This window comes from Massilia sp. Masssp93 (assembly GCF_059491295.1).
This window is the reverse complement of sequence record NZ_CP168502.1, coordinates 351,465-367,955: the sequence shown is the minus strand read 5'-3', so window position 1 is coordinate 367,955 and position 16,491 is coordinate 351,465. Positions and strand designations below refer to the sequence as shown.

17 protein-coding genes are annotated in these 16,491 nt (G+C 67.0%); 9 read left to right on the top strand and 8 right to left on the bottom strand.

Annotation, left to right across the window (positions count from 1 at the left end; all coding sequences use genetic code 11):
- Window positions 1-62 precede the first annotated feature (62 nt).
- The 7 genes from ACEN9Q_RS01745 to ACEN9Q_RS01715 all read left to right on the top strand — a co-directional run bounded on the left by ACEN9Q_RS01745 (window position 63) and on the right by ACEN9Q_RS01715 (window position 4,340).
- Window positions 63-932, top strand: coding sequence for a prepilin peptidase (locus ACEN9Q_RS01745; protein ID WP_495627145.1), 870 nt, complete (start codon window positions 63-65; stop codon window positions 930-932).
- Between the two features lie 25 nt (window positions 933-957).
- Complete coding sequence (coaE, locus tag ACEN9Q_RS01740; protein ID WP_056449662.1) at window positions 958-1,629, top strand: dephospho-CoA kinase; 672 nt, start codon at window positions 958-960, stop codon at window positions 1,627-1,629.
- Between the two features lie 60 nt (window positions 1,630-1,689).
- The gene (gene zapD / locus ACEN9Q_RS01735; RefSeq protein ID WP_056449660.1) at window positions 1,690-2,445 is read left to right on the top strand and encodes a cell division protein ZapD; all 756 of its coding nucleotides are present in this window, start codon (window positions 1,690-1,692) and stop codon (window positions 2,443-2,445) included.
- Window positions 2,446-2,470: 25 nt separating this feature from the next.
- Window positions 2,471-2,653, top strand: coding sequence for a DNA gyrase inhibitor YacG (yacG, locus tag ACEN9Q_RS01730; protein WP_056449657.1), 183 nt, complete (start codon window positions 2,471-2,473; stop codon window positions 2,651-2,653).
- Between the two features lie 22 nt (window positions 2,654-2,675).
- Window positions 2,676-3,056, top strand: a complete 381-nt coding sequence (locus ACEN9Q_RS01725; protein WP_056449655.1) for a tautomerase family protein — start codon at window positions 2,676-2,678, stop codon at window positions 3,054-3,056.
- Window positions 3,053-3,190 carry a hypothetical protein gene (locus ACEN9Q_RS01720; protein ID WP_495627144.1) on the top strand — a complete coding sequence of 46 codons (138 nt, stop codon included), beginning with the start codon at window positions 3,053-3,055 and terminating at the stop codon, window positions 3,188-3,190. Before ACEN9Q_RS01725 ends, ACEN9Q_RS01720 begins: the two co-directional genes overlap by 4 nt.
- A gap of 115 nt (window positions 3,191-3,305) precedes the next feature.
- Window positions 3,306-4,340 carry a hypothetical protein gene (locus ACEN9Q_RS01715; RefSeq protein ID WP_495627143.1) on the top strand — a complete coding sequence of 345 codons (1,035 nt, stop codon included), beginning with the start codon at window positions 3,306-3,308 and terminating at the stop codon, window positions 4,338-4,340.
- On the opposite strand, the gene ACEN9Q_RS01710 is transcribed toward ACEN9Q_RS01715, so the two are convergent.
- The 3 genes from ACEN9Q_RS01710 to argJ are packed head-to-tail and all read right to left on the bottom strand — an operon-like array spanning window position 4,337 to window position 6,918.
- Window positions 4,337-4,777 (bottom strand): NUDIX domain-containing protein, encoded by a 441-nt coding sequence (locus tag ACEN9Q_RS01710; protein WP_056449650.1) that lies wholly within the window; start codon window positions 4,775-4,777, stop codon window positions 4,337-4,339. The two genes, ACEN9Q_RS01715 and ACEN9Q_RS01710, sit on opposite strands and share 4 nt — an antisense overlap.
- Window positions 4,770-5,675, bottom strand: a complete 906-nt coding sequence (locus tag ACEN9Q_RS01705; protein ID WP_495627142.1) for an ATP-binding protein — start codon at window positions 5,673-5,675, stop codon at window positions 4,770-4,772. Before ACEN9Q_RS01705 ends, ACEN9Q_RS01710 begins: the two co-directional genes overlap by 8 nt.
- A gap of 4 nt (window positions 5,676-5,679) precedes the next feature.
- Complete coding sequence (gene argJ / locus ACEN9Q_RS01700; RefSeq protein WP_495627141.1) at window positions 5,680-6,918, bottom strand: bifunctional glutamate N-acetyltransferase/amino-acid acetyltransferase ArgJ; 1,239 nt, start codon at window positions 6,916-6,918, stop codon at window positions 5,680-5,682.
- A 242-nt stretch (window positions 6,919-7,160) separates the two neighbouring features.
- Here argJ and ACEN9Q_RS01695 point away from each other — a divergent pair, with 242 nt between their 5' ends.
- Together ACEN9Q_RS01695 and ACEN9Q_RS01690 are read left to right on the top strand one after the other, a co-directional pair.
- Window positions 7,161-8,237, top strand: a complete 1,077-nt coding sequence (locus tag ACEN9Q_RS01695; protein WP_056449646.1) for an AI-2E family transporter — start codon at window positions 7,161-7,163, stop codon at window positions 8,235-8,237.
- A gap of 40 nt (window positions 8,238-8,277) precedes the next feature.
- Window positions 8,278-9,327: a MerR family transcriptional regulator gene (locus tag ACEN9Q_RS01690; RefSeq protein WP_495627140.1), complete on the top strand. Its 1,050-nt coding sequence runs from the start codon at window positions 8,278-8,280 to the stop codon at window positions 9,325-9,327.
- Between the two features lie 22 nt (window positions 9,328-9,349).
- On the opposite strand, the gene ACEN9Q_RS01685 is transcribed toward ACEN9Q_RS01690, so the two are convergent.
- The 5 genes from ACEN9Q_RS01685 to secA form a co-directional block, all read right to left on the bottom strand.
- Window positions 9,350-10,162: a COG4705 family protein gene (locus ACEN9Q_RS01685; RefSeq protein ID WP_495627139.1), complete on the bottom strand. Its 813-nt coding sequence runs from the start codon at window positions 10,160-10,162 to the stop codon at window positions 9,350-9,352.
- A 109-nt stretch (window positions 10,163-10,271) separates the two neighbouring features.
- Window positions 10,272-11,816, bottom strand: a complete 1,545-nt coding sequence (locus tag ACEN9Q_RS01680; RefSeq protein ID WP_056449639.1) for a tryptophan halogenase family protein — start codon at window positions 11,814-11,816, stop codon at window positions 10,272-10,274.
- An 11-nt stretch (window positions 11,817-11,827) separates the two neighbouring features.
- Window positions 11,828-12,535 carry a DUF6445 family protein gene (locus ACEN9Q_RS01675; protein WP_495627138.1) on the bottom strand — a complete coding sequence of 236 codons (708 nt, stop codon included), beginning with the start codon at window positions 12,533-12,535 and terminating at the stop codon, window positions 11,828-11,830.
- Entirely contained in the window at window positions 12,532-13,383 is an 852-nt protein-coding gene (locus ACEN9Q_RS01670) for a PEP-CTERM sorting domain-containing protein (RefSeq protein WP_056449637.1), read from the bottom strand. The genes ACEN9Q_RS01675 and ACEN9Q_RS01670 overlap by 4 nt, the downstream gene beginning before the upstream one ends.
- Window positions 13,384-13,599: 216 nt before the next feature.
- A complete protein-coding gene (secA, locus tag ACEN9Q_RS01665; protein WP_056449636.1) occupies window positions 13,600-16,395 on the bottom strand; it encodes a preprotein translocase subunit SecA in 2,796 nt (931 codons plus the stop codon).
- Between the last annotated feature and the right edge of the window lie 96 nt (window positions 16,396-16,491).

Below are 16,491 nucleotides of genomic sequence, written 5' to 3'. Positions count from 1 at the left end.
CCAAATGGCGGGAAAACCCCTAGAATAGTTGATTCACGGAATCAGCCACCCATCGGAGCATCATGTCACCGGAAATCCTGCTCTTCGCCGCCCCGGCGACCCTCGCCGCGACCCTCGCCGCTCTTCTATTCGGCCTGTTGATCGGCAGCTTCCTGAACGTGGTCGTGTACCGCCTGCCCGTGATGGCGCAGCGCGAACTCGACAACTACATCGCGCACGAGGCCGGCAAGGAATTGCCGCACCCGGACCGCTTCAACCTGATGGTGCCCCGCTCCGCCTGCCCCCATTGCGGCCACCGGATCACGGCGCTGGAAAACATCCCCATCGTCAGCTGGCTGTTCTTGCGCGGCAAGTGCAGCGCGTGCAAGGCGCCGATTTCGCCGCGCTATCCGGTCGTGGAAGCCGTCACGGGCCTGCTGTCGGCCGTGCTGATCTGGCATTTTGGCAGCGGCTGGCTGGGCCTGGCGAGCCTCGTGTTCGCGTACTTCCTGATCTCGATGACCTTGATCGACTACGACACGAAGACGCTGCCGGACGACCTCACCTACCCGCTCTTGTGGCTGGGCCTGCTCATCAACCTGGACGGCACCATCGTCCCGCTGCGCGACGCCGTCATCGGCGCGATGGCCGGCTATGTATCGCTGTGGGCCGTGTACTGGCTGTTCAAGCTCGCCACGGGCAAGGAAGGCATGGGCTACGGCGACTTCAAGCTGCTCGCCGCGCTGGGCGCGTGGATGGGCTGGACGATGCTGCCGACCATCATCATCCTGTCGTCCGTCGTCGGCGCCATCGTCGGCATCGGCCTGATCGTGTTCGCGCGGCGCGACCGCAATAATCCGATCCCGTTCGGCCCCTACCTCGCGGCGGCTGGTATGATCGCACTCTTGTACGGAACACCATTGACCCGCTACGCGCAGGGTTTCCTGGCCTAGCCTCCCGGCCAGGCCCGAGGTACGCATGCACACACCAGGCTCGGCCGTTTCAACTCCTCGATCCGCCCCCCGTTTCGCGGTGGGCCTCACCGGCGGCATCGGCTGCGGCAAGACGACCGTGGCCGACCTGTTCGGCGCGCGCGGCGCCGCCGTCATCGACACCGACCGGATCGCCCACGGCCTGACGGCCCCGCACGGCGCCGCGATGCCGGCGCTGATCGACGCCTTCGGTCCCGATTTCGCCACGCCGGACGGCGCCCTCGACCGCGCGAAGATGCGCGCCCTCGTATTTTCCGATCCGGATGCGCGCGCCCGCCTGGAAGCCATCCTGCACCCGCGCATCCGTGAAGCGACGGCCGCGGCCGCGCTGCTCGCCGGCGGTCCGTACACGATCTTCGTCGTGCCGCTGCTGATCGAATCGGGCACGTGGCGCGAACGCGTGGCGCGCGTGCTCGCGATCGACTGTCCGGAAGCGACGCAAATCGCGCGCGTGATGGCCCGCAACGGGCTGGCGGAAGAACAGGTCCGCGCCATCATGGCGGCCCAGGTCTCTCGCGCGCGCCGGCTGGAAGAAGCGGACGACGTGATCCTCAACGACGCCGGCGTCGACGCGCTGCTGCCGCAAGTCGAGCGCCTGCACCGGTTTTATCTTGACGAAGCGGAAAAATTGGCAGGACAACCAAGCCAGCGTTTGTAATTTTGTGCATCATGGTTCAGAATCACGTGGTTGCCAGCCTACATTCTTAAGGATGTCATTTTGATCGTCTACGAATACCCATTCAACGAGCGCATACGCACGTTGTTGCGGCTGGAGGACCTGTACGAGAAGTTCAAATTCTTTGTAGCGCAGGACCATCCTCTGCAGCACCATGTCGCGCTCGCGACGATCTTCGACATGCTGGAAGTGGCGGGCCGCGCGGACCTCAAGTCCGACCTGCTGCAAGAGCTGGAACGCCAGAAGCAAAGCCTGCTGGGCTACCGCAGCAATCCCGCCGTCGCCAAGGACGCGCTCGACGCGGTGCTGGCCGAGCTCGACGCCGTCAGCAACGCCCTCGTCACCGCCCAGGGCAAGACGGGCCAGAACGTGCGCGATAACGAATGGCTGATGAGCATCCGCGGCCGCACGATCATCCCCGGCGGCGCCTGCGAATTCGATCTTCCGTCCTATTACGCGTGGCAGCGGCGCCCGGCCGAACAGCGCTACGCCGACATCACGGCCTGGTTCGCCCCGCTGGCGCCCCTGTTCGACGCGCTGGCCCTCGTGCTGCGCCTGCTGCGCGATTCCGGCGGCCCCGTCAAGATGATCGCCGCGGCCGGCAGCTACCAGCAGATGCTGCAGGGGAAGGTCTACCAGATGCTGCGCCTGTCCGTGGACGACGCGCTGGGCGCGATTCCCGAGATCTCCGCCAACAAGTACATGCTGTGGGTGCGCTTCACGACCCAGGGCGGCGATTTGAAGCCGAAGCCGCTGGAAGAAGACGTCCCGTTCGAGCTCACGCTCTGCAATTTCTGATCACCGATTTTTTTTGAAGCACACCATGACCGTCGTATCCTGCCCCACCTGCGGCAAGAAGGTCGAATGGACGGAGGCCAACAAGTTCCGCCCGTTCTGTTCCGATCGCTGCAAGCAAATCGACCTGGGCGCCTGGGCCGAAGAGAAGTACACCATCCCCGGCGCGCCGCCCGGTGACGCCGACGACGATTCCGTCTCGAAGGAATAAGCGCTTACCGAGGAGGTTCCGCATGCCGTTCGTCACGCTCACCGTCCGCAAGCCCAAGACCGCCGAGTTCAAGGACAAGGTGTTCGCCGCCGTCCACGCCGCGCTCGTCGCGACCGGCGTGCCCGACACCGACCGGTTCCAGCGCGTGCTGGAACTGGACGCGGCCGACTTCCGCTACGACAGCCACTACCCCGACGTCACGACGACGCGCACGGACGACTTCGTGCTGATCGAGATCGTCTGGTCGGTCGGGCGCAGCGTGAAGGTCAAGAAGAAGCTGCTGGCCGAGCTGATGGACCACCTGCGCGCATCCGGCTTCGATCCGGAAAACGTGATGGTCGTGTTCAAGGAGACGAACTGGGAAAACTGGTCGTTCGCGGGCGGACGGATCCTGCACACGTGAAGGCCACGCCGGCGCAGGCCGCGATCCGTTTCTACCAGCGCCATCTCGCCCCTTGCAAGGGCTTTTCCTGCGCACTGCGCGCGGCCGCGGCCACGGAGCGCATCAGGCGGCGGGAAGCGATACGGCGCGAATAGCCGCGCGGGCCGCTCCAAAGTTTCCTGCGAGCATCATTCTTAAGCGATATCAAGGAATGCGGGCCCGCTGGCCCCTATTCTGGGCCTCCGTCAACTCACCGCACCGGAGGTCTCCATGCCGCACCGTCGAACCCTGTCCAGCCTGCTGCTCGGCGCCGCCGCCGCCCTGCCGCTCTCCACACACGCCGCGCCCGGATATCGCTACGAACCGGTCGTGCTGGTGCCATTCACGCCGGGCCAGGGCTCCGGCGTCGCCAAGATGATCAACAACAGCGGAACGATTTGCGGCACCGCGAGCGGCAGCCCGGGCGCGTTCTGCTGGCGGGACGGCCGGCTGATCGCCCTGCAGCCCTTGCCGGGCGACGAATATGCCGAGCCCGAAAGCATCAACGAGAAAGGCGAGGTCGTCGGCAGTTCCTATGACGTGGACACCGACCGCCGCCGTGCCGTCGTGTTCGTCGACGGTGCGGCGCACGAACTGCCGGTGGCCGTGCACGCGTCGTCGACCGCCATGGACATCAACGACGCCGGCGACATCGTCGGGTCCTACAGCGACCGCCTCGGCGACGCCATGGCCTACGTCATCCGGCAGGGCACGGTGCGCGACCTCGGCACGCTCGGCCAGACGGTCCGCGCCAGCGTCGGCGCCGGCATCGACAACCGCGGCCAGGTCGTCGGCTCGTCCACGACCGACCAGGCAACGCCGTTCGGCCAGTTCCGCGTGCTGGCCTTCAGCGCCCGGCGCGACACGCTGACCGCGCTCCCCACGCCGCCCGAGCACAGCAGCCACGCGGCCAGGGTGAACGCGCGCGGCCAGACGGTGGGATTCATCGAGCGCGACAACGGCGGCGCCGAGGGCTACCGCGCCGTCCTGTGGGACGCGGACGGCATGCACGTCCTGTCCGACCTCCCCTCGGATGCGCGCGGCATCAACAACCGCGGCCAGGTGGTGGGCAGCGTGCAGACGGCGCCCGGCGGCTTTCTCTACGAACCCGGCAAGGGATCGCACAACCTGAATGACCTGATCGATCCGGCGGCCGGCCTGACGTTCGTCTACCCGCAGGCCATCAACGAGCGCGGCCAGATCGTCGGCTACGGTTGCCAGGGCGAGTCGTGCGGACCGATGTTGCTCGATCCGGTGGGCGACTAGCCCGCGGCCGTCCCCTGCGCGGGATACCGCACCTGGTCCAGCCATGCCAGCAACGGAATGGTGGCCGGCAGCAGGGGGCTGACGGCATACGCGCCCTGCCACGCGAACGCCTGCCCCTCCAGGCTTTGCGGTTCGCCTTCCCACTCGCGGCTGATGTAGAAGTACAGCCGCACGTGCGCATGCTCGTACACGTGTTCGACGCAGCACCAGGGCTCGGCCGAGATCACGTTCACGCCCAGTTCTTCGACGAACTCGCGCTGCAGCGCATGGAAGATGTCCTCGCCCGGCTCGACTTTCCCGCCCGGGAATTCCCAGTAGCCGGCATACGGCTTGCCGTCGGGGCGCTGGCCCAGGAGCACGTCGCCGTTCGGGCGCATCAGCACGCCCACGGCGACGTCCACCGGCTTCGAGGTGATATCGATGCGCGCCTCAGGCATCGACCTGTTCCTGTGCCGGCGCCGGCGGCAGCTTGCCGGCGTAGTCCTTGGCGAACTGCCAGGCCACGCGGCCCGAGCGCGAGCCGCGGCCCAGCGCCCAGCGCAGCGCGTCGCCGCGCGCGGAGGCGATCTGCGCCGGCGTGCAGCCGAAGCTCGCCAGCCAGTGGCCGACGATGTCCAGGTAGTCGTCCTGCTTGAACGGATAGAACGACAGCCACAGGCCGAAGCGCTCCGACAGCGAGATCTTTTCCTCGACCGTCTCGCCCGGATGCAGGTCGCCGTCGTCGGTGTGCTTGTAGCTCGCGTTGTCCGACATCCTTTCCGGCATCAGGTGCCGGCGGTTCGACGTCGCGTAGATCACCACGTTGTCGGACTGTGCCGCGATGCTGCCGTCCAGCGCCACCTTGAGCGCCTTGTAGCCCGCTTCGCCCTCTTCGAAACTGAGGTCGTCGCAAAAGATCACGAAGCGCTCCGGCCGGCCGGCGACCAGGTCGACGATGTCCGGCAGGTCGGCCAGGTCGGCCTTGTCGACTTCGATCAGGCGCAGGCCCTGTTGGGCGAACTGGTTCAGGCACGCCTTGATGAGCGACGATTTGCCGGTGCCGCGCGCGCCCGTCAGCAGGACGTTGTTGGCCGGGCGCTTGGCCACGAACTGGCGCGTGTTCTGCTCGATCTGGTCCTTCTGCGGGCCGATGTGCTGCAGGTCGGCGAGGCGGATGGTCGACGCGTGCGTCACCGCCTGCAGGTATTTGACGTTGCCGCTGCCCGCGCGTTTGCGCCAGCGGTAGGCATAGCCGTGCCGGAAGTCCGGATCGCGCGGCGCGGCGGGCGGCAGCAAAGCCTCCACGCGCGCCAGCAGGGCTTCGGCGCGGTGCAGGAAGTTATCCAGCTGGTTCATCGGCTCAGGAACGGTAGTCGGCGTTGATCGAGACGTAGTCGTGCGACAGGTCGCAGGTCCACACGGTAGCGTCAAGCTCGCCGCGCGCGAGCACGACGCGCACGAGGATCTCGGCCTTCTTCATCACGCGCTGGCCATCCTCTTCCTTGTAGTCCGGGTTGCGGCCGCCGGCCTTGGCGACCAGCACGTCGTCCAGGTACAGGTCGAGCTTTGCCGTGTCGAGATCGTCGACGCCCGCGTAGCCGATGGCGGCCAGGATGCGGCCCAGGTTCGGGTCGGACGCGAAGAACGCGGTCTTCACGAGCGGCGAGTGGGCGATGGCGTAGGCGATCTTGCGGCACTCTTCCATGTCACGGCCCTGCTCCACCGTGATGGTGATGAACTTGGTGGCGCCTTCGCCGTCGCGGATGATCTGCTGCGCCAGGTGGCGCGCGATGCCGCTGACGGCGTCGCGCAGCGCCGCGTAGTGCGGGCTGTCGGTCGAATCGACGACGAGCGTGCCCGCGCCCGTGGCGACGAGGATGAAGGAATCGTTGGTCGACGTGTCGCCGTCGATGGTGATGCTGTTGAACGAGCGGTCGGCCGCGTACTTCACCAGTTCGTCCAGCACCGGCTGCGCCACCTTCGCATCGAACGCCAGGTAGCCCAGCATCGTCGCCATGTTTGGCTTGATCATGCCGGCGCCCTTGCTGATGCCGGTCATCGTGACCGCGTGGCCGGCGATCGTCGTCGTGACCGACGCCGCTTTCGGCTGGGTGTCCGTGGTCATGATGGCTTCGGCCGCGTTGAACCAGTTGTCGGCCTTCAGGTTCGCGATCGCGGCCGGCAGGCCCGCGACGATCTTTTGCACCGGCAGCGGTTCCAGGATCACGCCCGTGGAGAACGGCAGCACCTGCTGCGCGTCGAGGCCCAGCAGGCGCGCCACTTCGGCGCACGTGGCCTGCGCGTTCGCGAGGCCCGGCTCGCCGGTGCCCGCGTTCGCGTTGCCCGTGTTGACCACCAGCGCGCGGATCGGCTTGCCCCCGGCCTTCACCGCCGCCAGATTCGCCTTGCTCACCTGGACCGGCGCCGCGCAGAAGCGGTTCCTGGTGAACACGCCGGCGACGGTCGCACCTTCGGCGAGCTTCATCACCAGCACATCCTTGCGGTTCGGCTTCTTGATGCCGGCTTCGGCGTAACCGAGTTCGATGCCGGCGACGGGTTTCAGGTCGGCGGCGACGGGCAGGGGGGAATTGACGGCCATGGCGTTCTCTAATGAAAGGATGGAAAGAAGGTCCGGTATTGTACCGCCTGCGGGAGACAGGCACGGTCCGCCGGTGCATACGTCGCCCCCGCGCAGGCGGGCGCCCAGTTTGCTTGCGTACCGACGGCCCGGGAACGACGGCTCATCTGTTAATACACACTTAAGTCGGCCAATTGATAATCGGCAACACCACCCATCCGGCGATGCCGTTTTGGTAAGATGTTCCATCCACCGGAGAAGCCATGACCGACAACCAACGCGATGTGCTGAGCGCCTGCTTTTCGCTGGCGATCGTCCTGTTCGCCCTGCTCGTGACGCAGCGCTTCATCCTGCCGCTGCTGTGGGCCGCCATCCTGTGCATCGCCACGTGGCCGCTGTACGTGCGGGTCCGCACCGCGCTGGGCGGCCGCACCATCCTCGCGGCGGCCCTCGTCACCATCGCCGCCGCAATCGTCTTCATCATCCCGCTCGCGCTGGGCGTCACGCAGGCCGCGCGCCAGGCGCCGGCGCTGGCGCAGATGGTCGCCAGCGCCAACACCGAGGGCCTGGCCGCGCCGGAGTGGCTGCACCGCATTCCGTTCGCCGGCGACGCCGTCTACAACTGGTGGCTGGCCACACTCGGCCAGCCGCACGGCCTCGCGCACCTGCTGCAGGACGGCTCCGTCGGCCGCATGCAGACGGCCAGCGAAGTGCTCAAGCGGGTCGGCAGCGGCGTCATGCACCGCCTGGTCGACATGCTGTTCGCCTTCCTCTGCCTGTTCTTCTTCTACAAGGACGGCACCGCCCTGCAGCGCCAGACGGACGCCATCGGCGCCGACCTGATCGGCGTGCGGCGCTGGACGCTGTTCTCGCTGAAGGTGCCCGTCGCCGTGCGCGCCACCGTCAACGGCCTCGTGCTCGTCGGCCTCGCGGAAGGCGTCCTGCTGGGCATCGGCTACCAGTTCGCGGGGCTGCCGTCGGCCGTGCTGTGGGCCGCGGCGTCGGGCGTCCTCGCCATCATCCCGTTCGGCGCCCCGCTCGCGTTCTGCGCCGCCGCCGGCCTGCTGGCCTGGCAGGGCGCGACGATCGCCGCGATCGCGATCCTCGTGCTGGGCTTCATCATCCTGTTCGTGGCCGACCATTTCGTGCGCCCGGCGATGATCGGCAACGCCACGCAACTGCCGTTCATCGCCGTCCTGCTGGGCATCCTCGGCGGGGTCGAGACGCTCGGCCTCATCGGCCTGTTCGTCGGCCCCGTCGTGATGACCCTGTTCGTGACCCTGTGGCACGAAGAGCGCAGCTTCCGCGACGCGAAAAACCTTGACCCTGACGTCACGTGAGCCTCGAGACTGTCCCCACGCCGAAGAACGGAGACGAACGATGCTGAAAGTGGGAGAGCTGGCCGCCCTGGCCAACCTGACGGTGCGCACGCTGCACCACTACGACAGCATCGGCCTGCTCCGTCCCCAGGCGCGTTCCGATGCCGGCTACCGGCTCTACGACCGCGACGACGTGGCACGCCTGCACCGTATCCAGGCCCTGCGCGCGTTCGGCCTGAGCCTGTCCGACATCGGCCTCACGCTGGACAGTCCGGCCGGCGAGCCGCTGGCGATCGTCGACCGCCAGCTGGCCGCGCTCGAAGTCCGCATGGCGGAAGCCACGCGGCTGCGCGACCAGCTGCTGCGCGTGCGCGCGCAACTCGTGCGCGGCAGCGCGCCGGACCTGTCCACGTGGCTCACCACACTGGAGAACACCATGGACATGACGAACGTGTACGAACGCTATTTCACCAAGGAGGAACTGGACCGCCTGCCGCTGCTCGGCAACGATGCCGCGAAGGCCCAGTGGCAGGGCATGGTCGAACAGGCGCGCGGCCTGATCGACTCGCAGGTCCCGCCGGATGCCGACGCCGCCAGGGCCTTCGCCCTGCGCTGGCTGCAGGCGTTTGCGCGCGACACCGGGAACGACCCGGCGCTGACGGCGAAACTCAACATGATGGTCGAGCGCGAGCTGGACGCCGTCGGCATGCCGGCGTCCGTGATGCACTACGTGCACGCCGCCATCGGTGAACTGAAGCTGGAGACGTGGGCAAAATATGTGCGGCCGGAAGTCGTCGAGCGCATGCGGCGCCACTACGCGACCCGCGGCCACGAGTGGACGCCCCTGATCGCGCGGATGCAGGCCGAGATGAAGGCCGATCCCGATGCGGCCGGGCCGCGGGCGCGCGAGCTCGCGCGCCAGTGGATGGACCTGTTCCACGACATGGTCGGCCGCGACCAGCAGGACATCGACGCCTTCCGCGCCGCCAGCGCGACCGAACCCCTGCTGCGCATGGGATCGGGCATCGGCGGCGAGAGCGTGGACTGGCTGCGCAAGGTCATGCAGGCGCAGCGGCTTGCCGCCGTCAAGGACGGCAACGATCCGGCTTGACTGCGCGGCTTAACCGCGCGGCTCAACTGCGCGGCTCGTCGCCGGGCACCGGGCGCGCGATCCGCTCCGCGCGCTGGGGCAACAGCAGCACGAGCAGCAGCATGCCGGCGACGAGGGCCGCGGACGCCGTGTAGCGGCTCAGCGCGAGGCCGCCGTCCGCGACGGGCTTGTCGAGGAAATCGCCGACCGTCGCCCCCAGCGGCCGGGTGAGGATGAACGCGACCCAGAACAGCGCGGTGCGCGACGTGCGCGTCCAGAAGTACAGCGCGAGCACGACGGCCAGTCCCGCCGCGAACAGCACCGCGCCGCCGCCATAACCGAGGCCCCAGCCGGTGTCCGGATCGGCGACCCAGTCGCCGAGCGCCGTGCCGAGGGTCTGGGAAAACAGGATCGTGATCCAGTAGAACACCTCGGCGTCGCGCGTATCGAGCCGGTTGATCGACACCGACCCGAGCGTGCGGTGCCAGGCGTACAGCGTCGCAGCCAGCAGCGCGGCCAGCAGGGTCGAGCCGCCGAGGTAGCCGATGCCCAGCGAGCGGTCGCACAGGTCGGCGAGCGTCGTGCCGACCGTCGTCGTGGCGACGATCACGGCCCAGAACAGCAGCGGGTGGAAGCGGTTGGCGCGGATCTGCGCGCTCAGCATGACGGCCAGCAGCGCCGCGAAGATCGCGGTGCCGGCCAGGTAGCCCAGTTCCATCGACATCGTCACGGCGTCGCCCGCGGTCTCGCCGAGCGTCGTCGCGAGGATCTTGATGATCCAGAAGCCGAGTGTCATGGCCGGGACCTTGGCGAGGTCGCGGGCGTGCGCTGCGTGCGGGGCGGATGTCGGTGTCATGCGGGCTCCGGATGGGATATCGAGCGACATCCTAGCGCAACCGGGCCCGGCCCGCCCGGCACGTCATGCCAAGATTACCAAATGGTCATGGACGCGCCGTGCCGGCGAACTAGCGGCGCGGCGCGTTGGCCGCCGCCGCACGGATCTTTTGCGCGTACTCGCGCATCGACGGCGACTGGCTCACGGCGGCCTTGCGGATCTCCGCGATGCGCGCGAGCGCCGCCTGGCTGCGCTCGGGCGCGATGTACGGCATCTGCCCGATCCCGTGTTCGGGCAGGCAGCGCTGCCCGGCCAGGATGAAGAACCAGTTGTGCGGTCCGAACAGGACCTGGCGCCGGGCATCGATATCGGCGGTGCCGGGCAGCTTGTGCTTCCACAGCGCCAGCAGCGCGGCCAGCCGGTCGGACACCTTCACCTCTTCCGTACAGGCGCGCCAGAACGCGGTATCGCGGCGCGCCGAGAGCACGTAGTGCGCCAGCACGAAGTCATGCAATTCGTCGTAATGCTCGGCCATCAGCATGTTGTAGCGGTCGCGCATCGGCGCCGCGCCGGCGGGCGTGGGCAGGTAGTCGAGCCACATCTGCAGCGCGTATTCGATCAGGTAGATGCCCGTCGATTCGAGCGGTTCGATGAAGCCGCCGGCCAGTCCCAACGCCAGGCAGTTCTTTTCCCACATGCGCGTGTGGCGGCCGACGCGCATGCGCAGCAGGCGCGGCTCGGCCAGTTCCGTGCGGCCCGCGTTGTAGCGGCGCAGCGTCGCCAGCGCTTCGTCGTCGCTGCAGTGGCGCGACGAGTACACGTAGCCGGTGCCCTTGCGCGTTTGCAGTTCGATGTCCCACGTCCAGCCGGCGTCCTGCGCCGTCGCCACCGTGTGGCTGCGCAGCGGCGCGTCGGACGCCTCGTGCGCCACCGGGCAGGCCAGCGCGCGATCGCACAGCAGCGTGTCGGCATACGAGTGGAACGGCACGTCCAGCGTCTTGCCCAACAGGAGGGAGGCGAAGCCGGTGCAGTCGACGAACAGGTCGGCCGCGTGGCGCGTGCCGTCCGCGAGGCAGACGGCGCGGATGCCCGTCTCGTCCACATCCACCTGCTCGACGGTGCCTTCCACGTGCACCACCCCGCGTTCCTTCGCCGTGTCGCGCAGCAGGCGCGCGAGCAGCACGGCGTCGAGGTGGTAGGCATACGGAACCGGCGCCTCGTACGGTGCCGACGACATCAGCTTGGGCGAGCGCAGCGCGTCCATCAGCGCGGGCTGCACGACGCCGGCCTCGCCGAACGGCTGGCGGGTCAGGCCGCGCTGCTTCAGGTTCAGCCAGTGCGTCATCGTCGAGTAGCCATCGGCCACGATCGGCATGTCGAACGGGTGGTCGAAGCTGTCCGTGCCGTCGTGCCAGCCGACGAAGCGAATGCCGTTCTTGAGCGTCGCCTCGGCCGAGGCGAACAGCGCCGCTTCCGGAATGCCGATCGTGCGCAGCATCATGCGCAGCGTGGGAACGGTCGCCTCGCCGACACCGATGGCCGCCACGTCGGGCGACTCGATGAGCGTGATCCGGACCGGATGCGCGGGATTGCCGTTGAGGGCACGCTGCAGGTAGCAGGCGGCCAGCCAGCCGGCGGTGCCGCCGCCGACGATTGCGATGGATTGATAGGACATGATGGAGCGGATCAGGTTGACGCGGGGTTGTCGAGCTGGCCCAGGAACAGGCGCTGGGTCAGGCGGGCCTGGGCGAGCGTCGGGTTGGCGGCCACGTCGCGCATGTCGATCGAGTGGAACGCGTTCCCGGCATACATCACGAAACGGTTGAAGCGGCCCTGTATCCGGTACAGGCGCTCCCATACGCCGTCGTCGCCGACCGCATAGGTCGCGGGCTGGCACTGCTCGCCGTAGGCTTCCATCCATTCGCCGTACTGGCGCGATTCCTCGGGCGTGCGGATGACGGCGAGGCCGGTCGGCTGGTGGCGGAAGAAGCAGGTGCCGACTTCGAAGTCGTGGTTCAGGTACACGAGGCCGGCCAGCGGCGTCGGGTCGATGTGCGGATGCTTCTGCTTCGCCAGCATCTGCGACGCCGGCGTCGTGACGATCGAGAAATCGGTCCAGAAATATTCGGGCTGCGCGCGCACGTCGCCCAGCAGCGCAAGCATCCGGACCAGCGTGGCGAACAGGTCGCGCGTGCTGGCGGCGTCGATCCGGCTGTGCATGCCCGGGTAATAGGCGATCGACGCATCGAACTGCCCCCCGAGCGCGGCGGCGCGCACCGCGAACGGATCGGCGTAGAAATCGTCGACGATCAGGACGGGCACGCCGGCCGGCGTCGTCTCGACCTTCAGCTGCGCGGCCGGATTGAGGGCGAACAGCTGCGGATCGAGCGTCATTTCTTGCGGCGGCGGCGCGCGACGGTGGCGCCGGCGGCGGCCACGGCGAACAGGCCCAGCGTAGCGGGTTCCGGCACCTCGGAGCGCTCGACGACTTCCGACAACACGGTCAGCGTGGCCGACGTCAGGTGGAATCCACCCAGCGTGGCGCTGACGGTCGGCGCCAGGATGCCGTCCTGGTTCAGGTCGGACAGCGCGGCGACGTCCAGGTGCAGCGTCGCCGACAGGTCGCCGGCGATGGCGTCGTACACGTCGTGGTCGCGGTTGTAGAGATAGGTGTAACCGTTGTAGTAATCGCCGCTGGTGCCCACGTATTGCGAGCCACTGTAGCCGCCGTCGCGCGTCGTGTGGGTGGAGGCGCTGCCGCTGGCGCTGGTCGTGCCCGCCGCCACCACCATCGTATCGGCCACCGAGTCGATGTGCTCGACGGTGCGCGTGGCGGCGGCATTGTAGTCCGTCACGCCGACCTGGTAATAGCCGGTCGCGTACGCGGTGTGGTTGCAGCTCCAGCTCCAGTACGAGCAGGAGACATAGTAGGAATACGTGTAGGGTACCGAGTACGAATGGTAGCCCTCGACGCCGGTCGTGGCGTAACCGCTGTACGGATCGGCCTGCGTCGTGTTGTATTGCGCGTCGGAATAGCCGAAGACCACCAGGTCGCCGGACAGGATGTCGCCCAGCCCCTGGCCGGCGGCAGCCAGTTGGGCGTTGAGGTTGAACGCGATGTTCGTCGAGTTGCCGGACAACAGCTGCGACAGGCTGATCGTTTCCGTGACGGTGACGGGCGTGGCGCCGGCCGCGGCCGTCGCGCCCATCAGGGCCAGTGCTGCGGTGAGGTTCTTTGCCATCTGTTTCCTTCGTCGTTATTTGATAGCGGGGAGCCGCACCCTGGTTCATCTCGACTCGTATTTATAAAAATCAATTTTAATTGATAAATATCAACAAAGATACTTACAGTTAATTTTTGTTGTTTTTTGCTATCAAATTGCAAAAGCCGTCTCCTGCGCCGGACACAAAAAAAGCGGCGGGATCGCTCCCGCCGCTTTTACCGTTCGTCCGCTTGCTTACGCCAGCTTGCCGTGGCAAGCCTTGAACTTCTTGCCGCTGCCGCACGGGCACGGGTCGTTGCGGCCGACCTTCATGCCCAGGTAGGTGGTGGACGGATCGTCCGCCATCGCCGTGGTGCCCGGGGTCACCGCGAGGGGCGCCATCAGCTCTTCCGGCGCGGCCGTCGGATCGAAGTCGGCGTGCTGGTAGTTGACGTTTTCCAGGTGCGCCGCGGCCGCCTGCATGGCCGCTTCCGCCGCCTCGACTTCTTCGCGGGTCTGGATGCGGACGGTCATGATGGTGCGGATCACTTCGTTCTTGATCTGGTCCAGCATGGCGCCGAACAGCTCGAACGCTTCGCGCTTGTACTCCTGCTTCGGGTTCTTCTGCGCATAGCCGCGCAGGTGGATGCCCTGGCGCAGGTGGTCCAGCGCGGCCAGGTGCTCGCGCCAGTGCGTGTCGATATTCTGCAGCATGACGTTGCGCTCGAAGCCGCCGAACGCTTCCTTGCCGACGATGCCGACCTTCGCCTCGTACGAGCTTTCCGCGGCCGCCAGCACGCGCTCGAGGATGTCGTCGTCGTTCAGGTTGGGCTCGTCCTCCAGCATCTGCGCCAGCGGCAGGGAGAGCGACCATTCGTCGGCCAGCACGCGCTCGAGCGTGGGGATGTCCCACTGCTCTTCCACCGACTCCGCCGGCACGTGGGCGCGCACGACGTCGGTGAACACGCCGGTACGCAGCGATGCGATCAGCTCGGAGATGTCGGCCGCTTCCAGCAGTTCGTTACGCTGGGTGTAGATCACCTTGCGCTGGTCGTTGGCGACGTCGTCGTATTCCAGCAGCTGCTTGCGGATGTCGAAGTTGCGGGCCTCGACCTTGCGCTGGGCGCCTTCGATGGAGCGGGTCACGATGCCCGCCTCGATCGGTTCGCCTTCCGGCATCTTGAGGCGGTCCATCACGGCGCGCACGCGGTCGCCCGCGAAGATGCGCAGCAACGGGTCGTCCAGCGACAGGTAGAAGCGCGACGAACCCGGGTCGCCCTGGCGGCCGGAACGTCCGCGCAGCTGGTTGTCGACGCGGCGCGATTCGTGGCGTTCGGTGCCGATGATGTGCAGGCCGCCCTGCGCGACGACGTGGTCGTGCAGCGACTGCCATTCCGCGCGCATTTTGGCGGCCTGCTCGGCCTTCTGCTCTTGCGCCGACGCCCCGTCGGCCTCGGAACCGGCTTCAATGAGCTGGATCTGCTTCTCGACGTTGCCGCCCAGGACGATGTCGGTACCGCGGCCCGCCATGTTGGTGGCGATGGTGATCATCTTCGGGCTGCCCGCCTGCGCGATGATCTCCGCCTCGCGGGCGTGCTGCTTCGCGTTCAGCACGTTGTGCGGCAGCCCCGCCTTGGTCAGGATGCCGGACAACAGTTCCGAGTTCTCGATCGACGTCGTGCCGACGAGGACCGGCTGGCCGCGCTCGTAGCAGTCGCGGATGTCGTTCAGCATGGCCTGGTATTTTTCGTCGGCCGTCTTGTAGACCTGGTCCTGGCGGTCCTTGCGCTGGGACGGACGGTTCGGCGGGACGACGACGGTTTCCAGGCCGTAGATCTCCTGGAATTCGTAGGCTTCCGTGTCCGCCGTACCGGTCATGCCGGACAGCTTGGCGTACATGCGGAAGTAGTTCTGGAACGTGATCGAGGCCAGCGTCTGGTTCTCGTTCTGGATGCGCACGCCTTCCTTCGCTTCCACGGCCTGGTGCAGGCCTTCGGACCAGCGGCGGCCCGTCATCAGGCGGCCCGTGAATTCGTCGACGATCACGACCTCGCCGTTCTGCACGACGTAGTGCTGGTCCTTGTGGTACAGCACGTGCGCGCGCAGGGCAGCGTACAGATGGTGGATCAGCGTGATGTTGGCGGCGTCGTACAGCGACGCGCCTTCCGGCAGCAGGCCCATCTTCGTCAGGATGGCTTCGGCCTTCTCGTGGCCGGCCTCGGTCAGCAGCACGGTGTGCGCCTTCTCGTCCTTCGTGTAGTCGCCCGGGACTTCGATCTGGCCCTTGCCGTCCGGGGTCTCCTCGCCGATCTGCAGCGTGAGCATCGGCGGGAGTTCGTTGATCTTGTGGTACAGCTCCGTGTGGTTCTCGGCCTGGCCGGAAATGATCAGCGGGGTACGCGCTTCGTCAATCAGGATCGAGTCGACTTCGTCGACGACGGCGAAATTCAGGCCGCGCTGCACGCGCTCGCGCACGTCGTACACCATGTTGTCGCGCAGGTAGTCGAAGCCGTATTCGTTGTTGGTGCCGTAGGTGATGTCGGAACCGTAGGCTTGCTGCTTGCTGTCGTGATCCATCTGCGACAGGTTCACGCCCGTCGTCAACCCGAGCCAGCCGTACAGGCGGCCCATCTGCTCGGCGTCGCGCTGGGCCAGGTAATCGTTGACGGTCACGACGTGCACGCCCTTGCCGGACAGCGCGTTCAGGTAGACGGGCAGGGTCGCCATCAGCGTTTTACCCTCGCCCGTGCCCATCTCGGCGATCTTGCCGTAGTGGAGGACCATGCCGCCGACCAGCTGCACGTCGAAGTGGCGCATCTTCATGACGCGCTTGGCGGCTTCGCGGCAGACGGCGAAGGCTTCCACGAGGATGTCGTCCAGGCTGGCGCCCCCGGCTACGCGTTGCTTGAATTCGTTCGTCTTTGCCTGGAGATCGGCATCCGACAGCGCTTCCATCTGCGGCTCGAGCGCGTTGATGTCGCGCACGGATTTTTGGTATTGCTTGAGCAGACGCTGGTTACGGCTGCCGAAAATCTTGGTCAGGAATGACATGCTGTGTTCTTCAAAAGTACGCCGCGAAAAGGGTCCGAGGAGCCCAGGATGATAACAAAAACATATCGCCCCGAGAGCGCCAATGGCAAAAAGCCA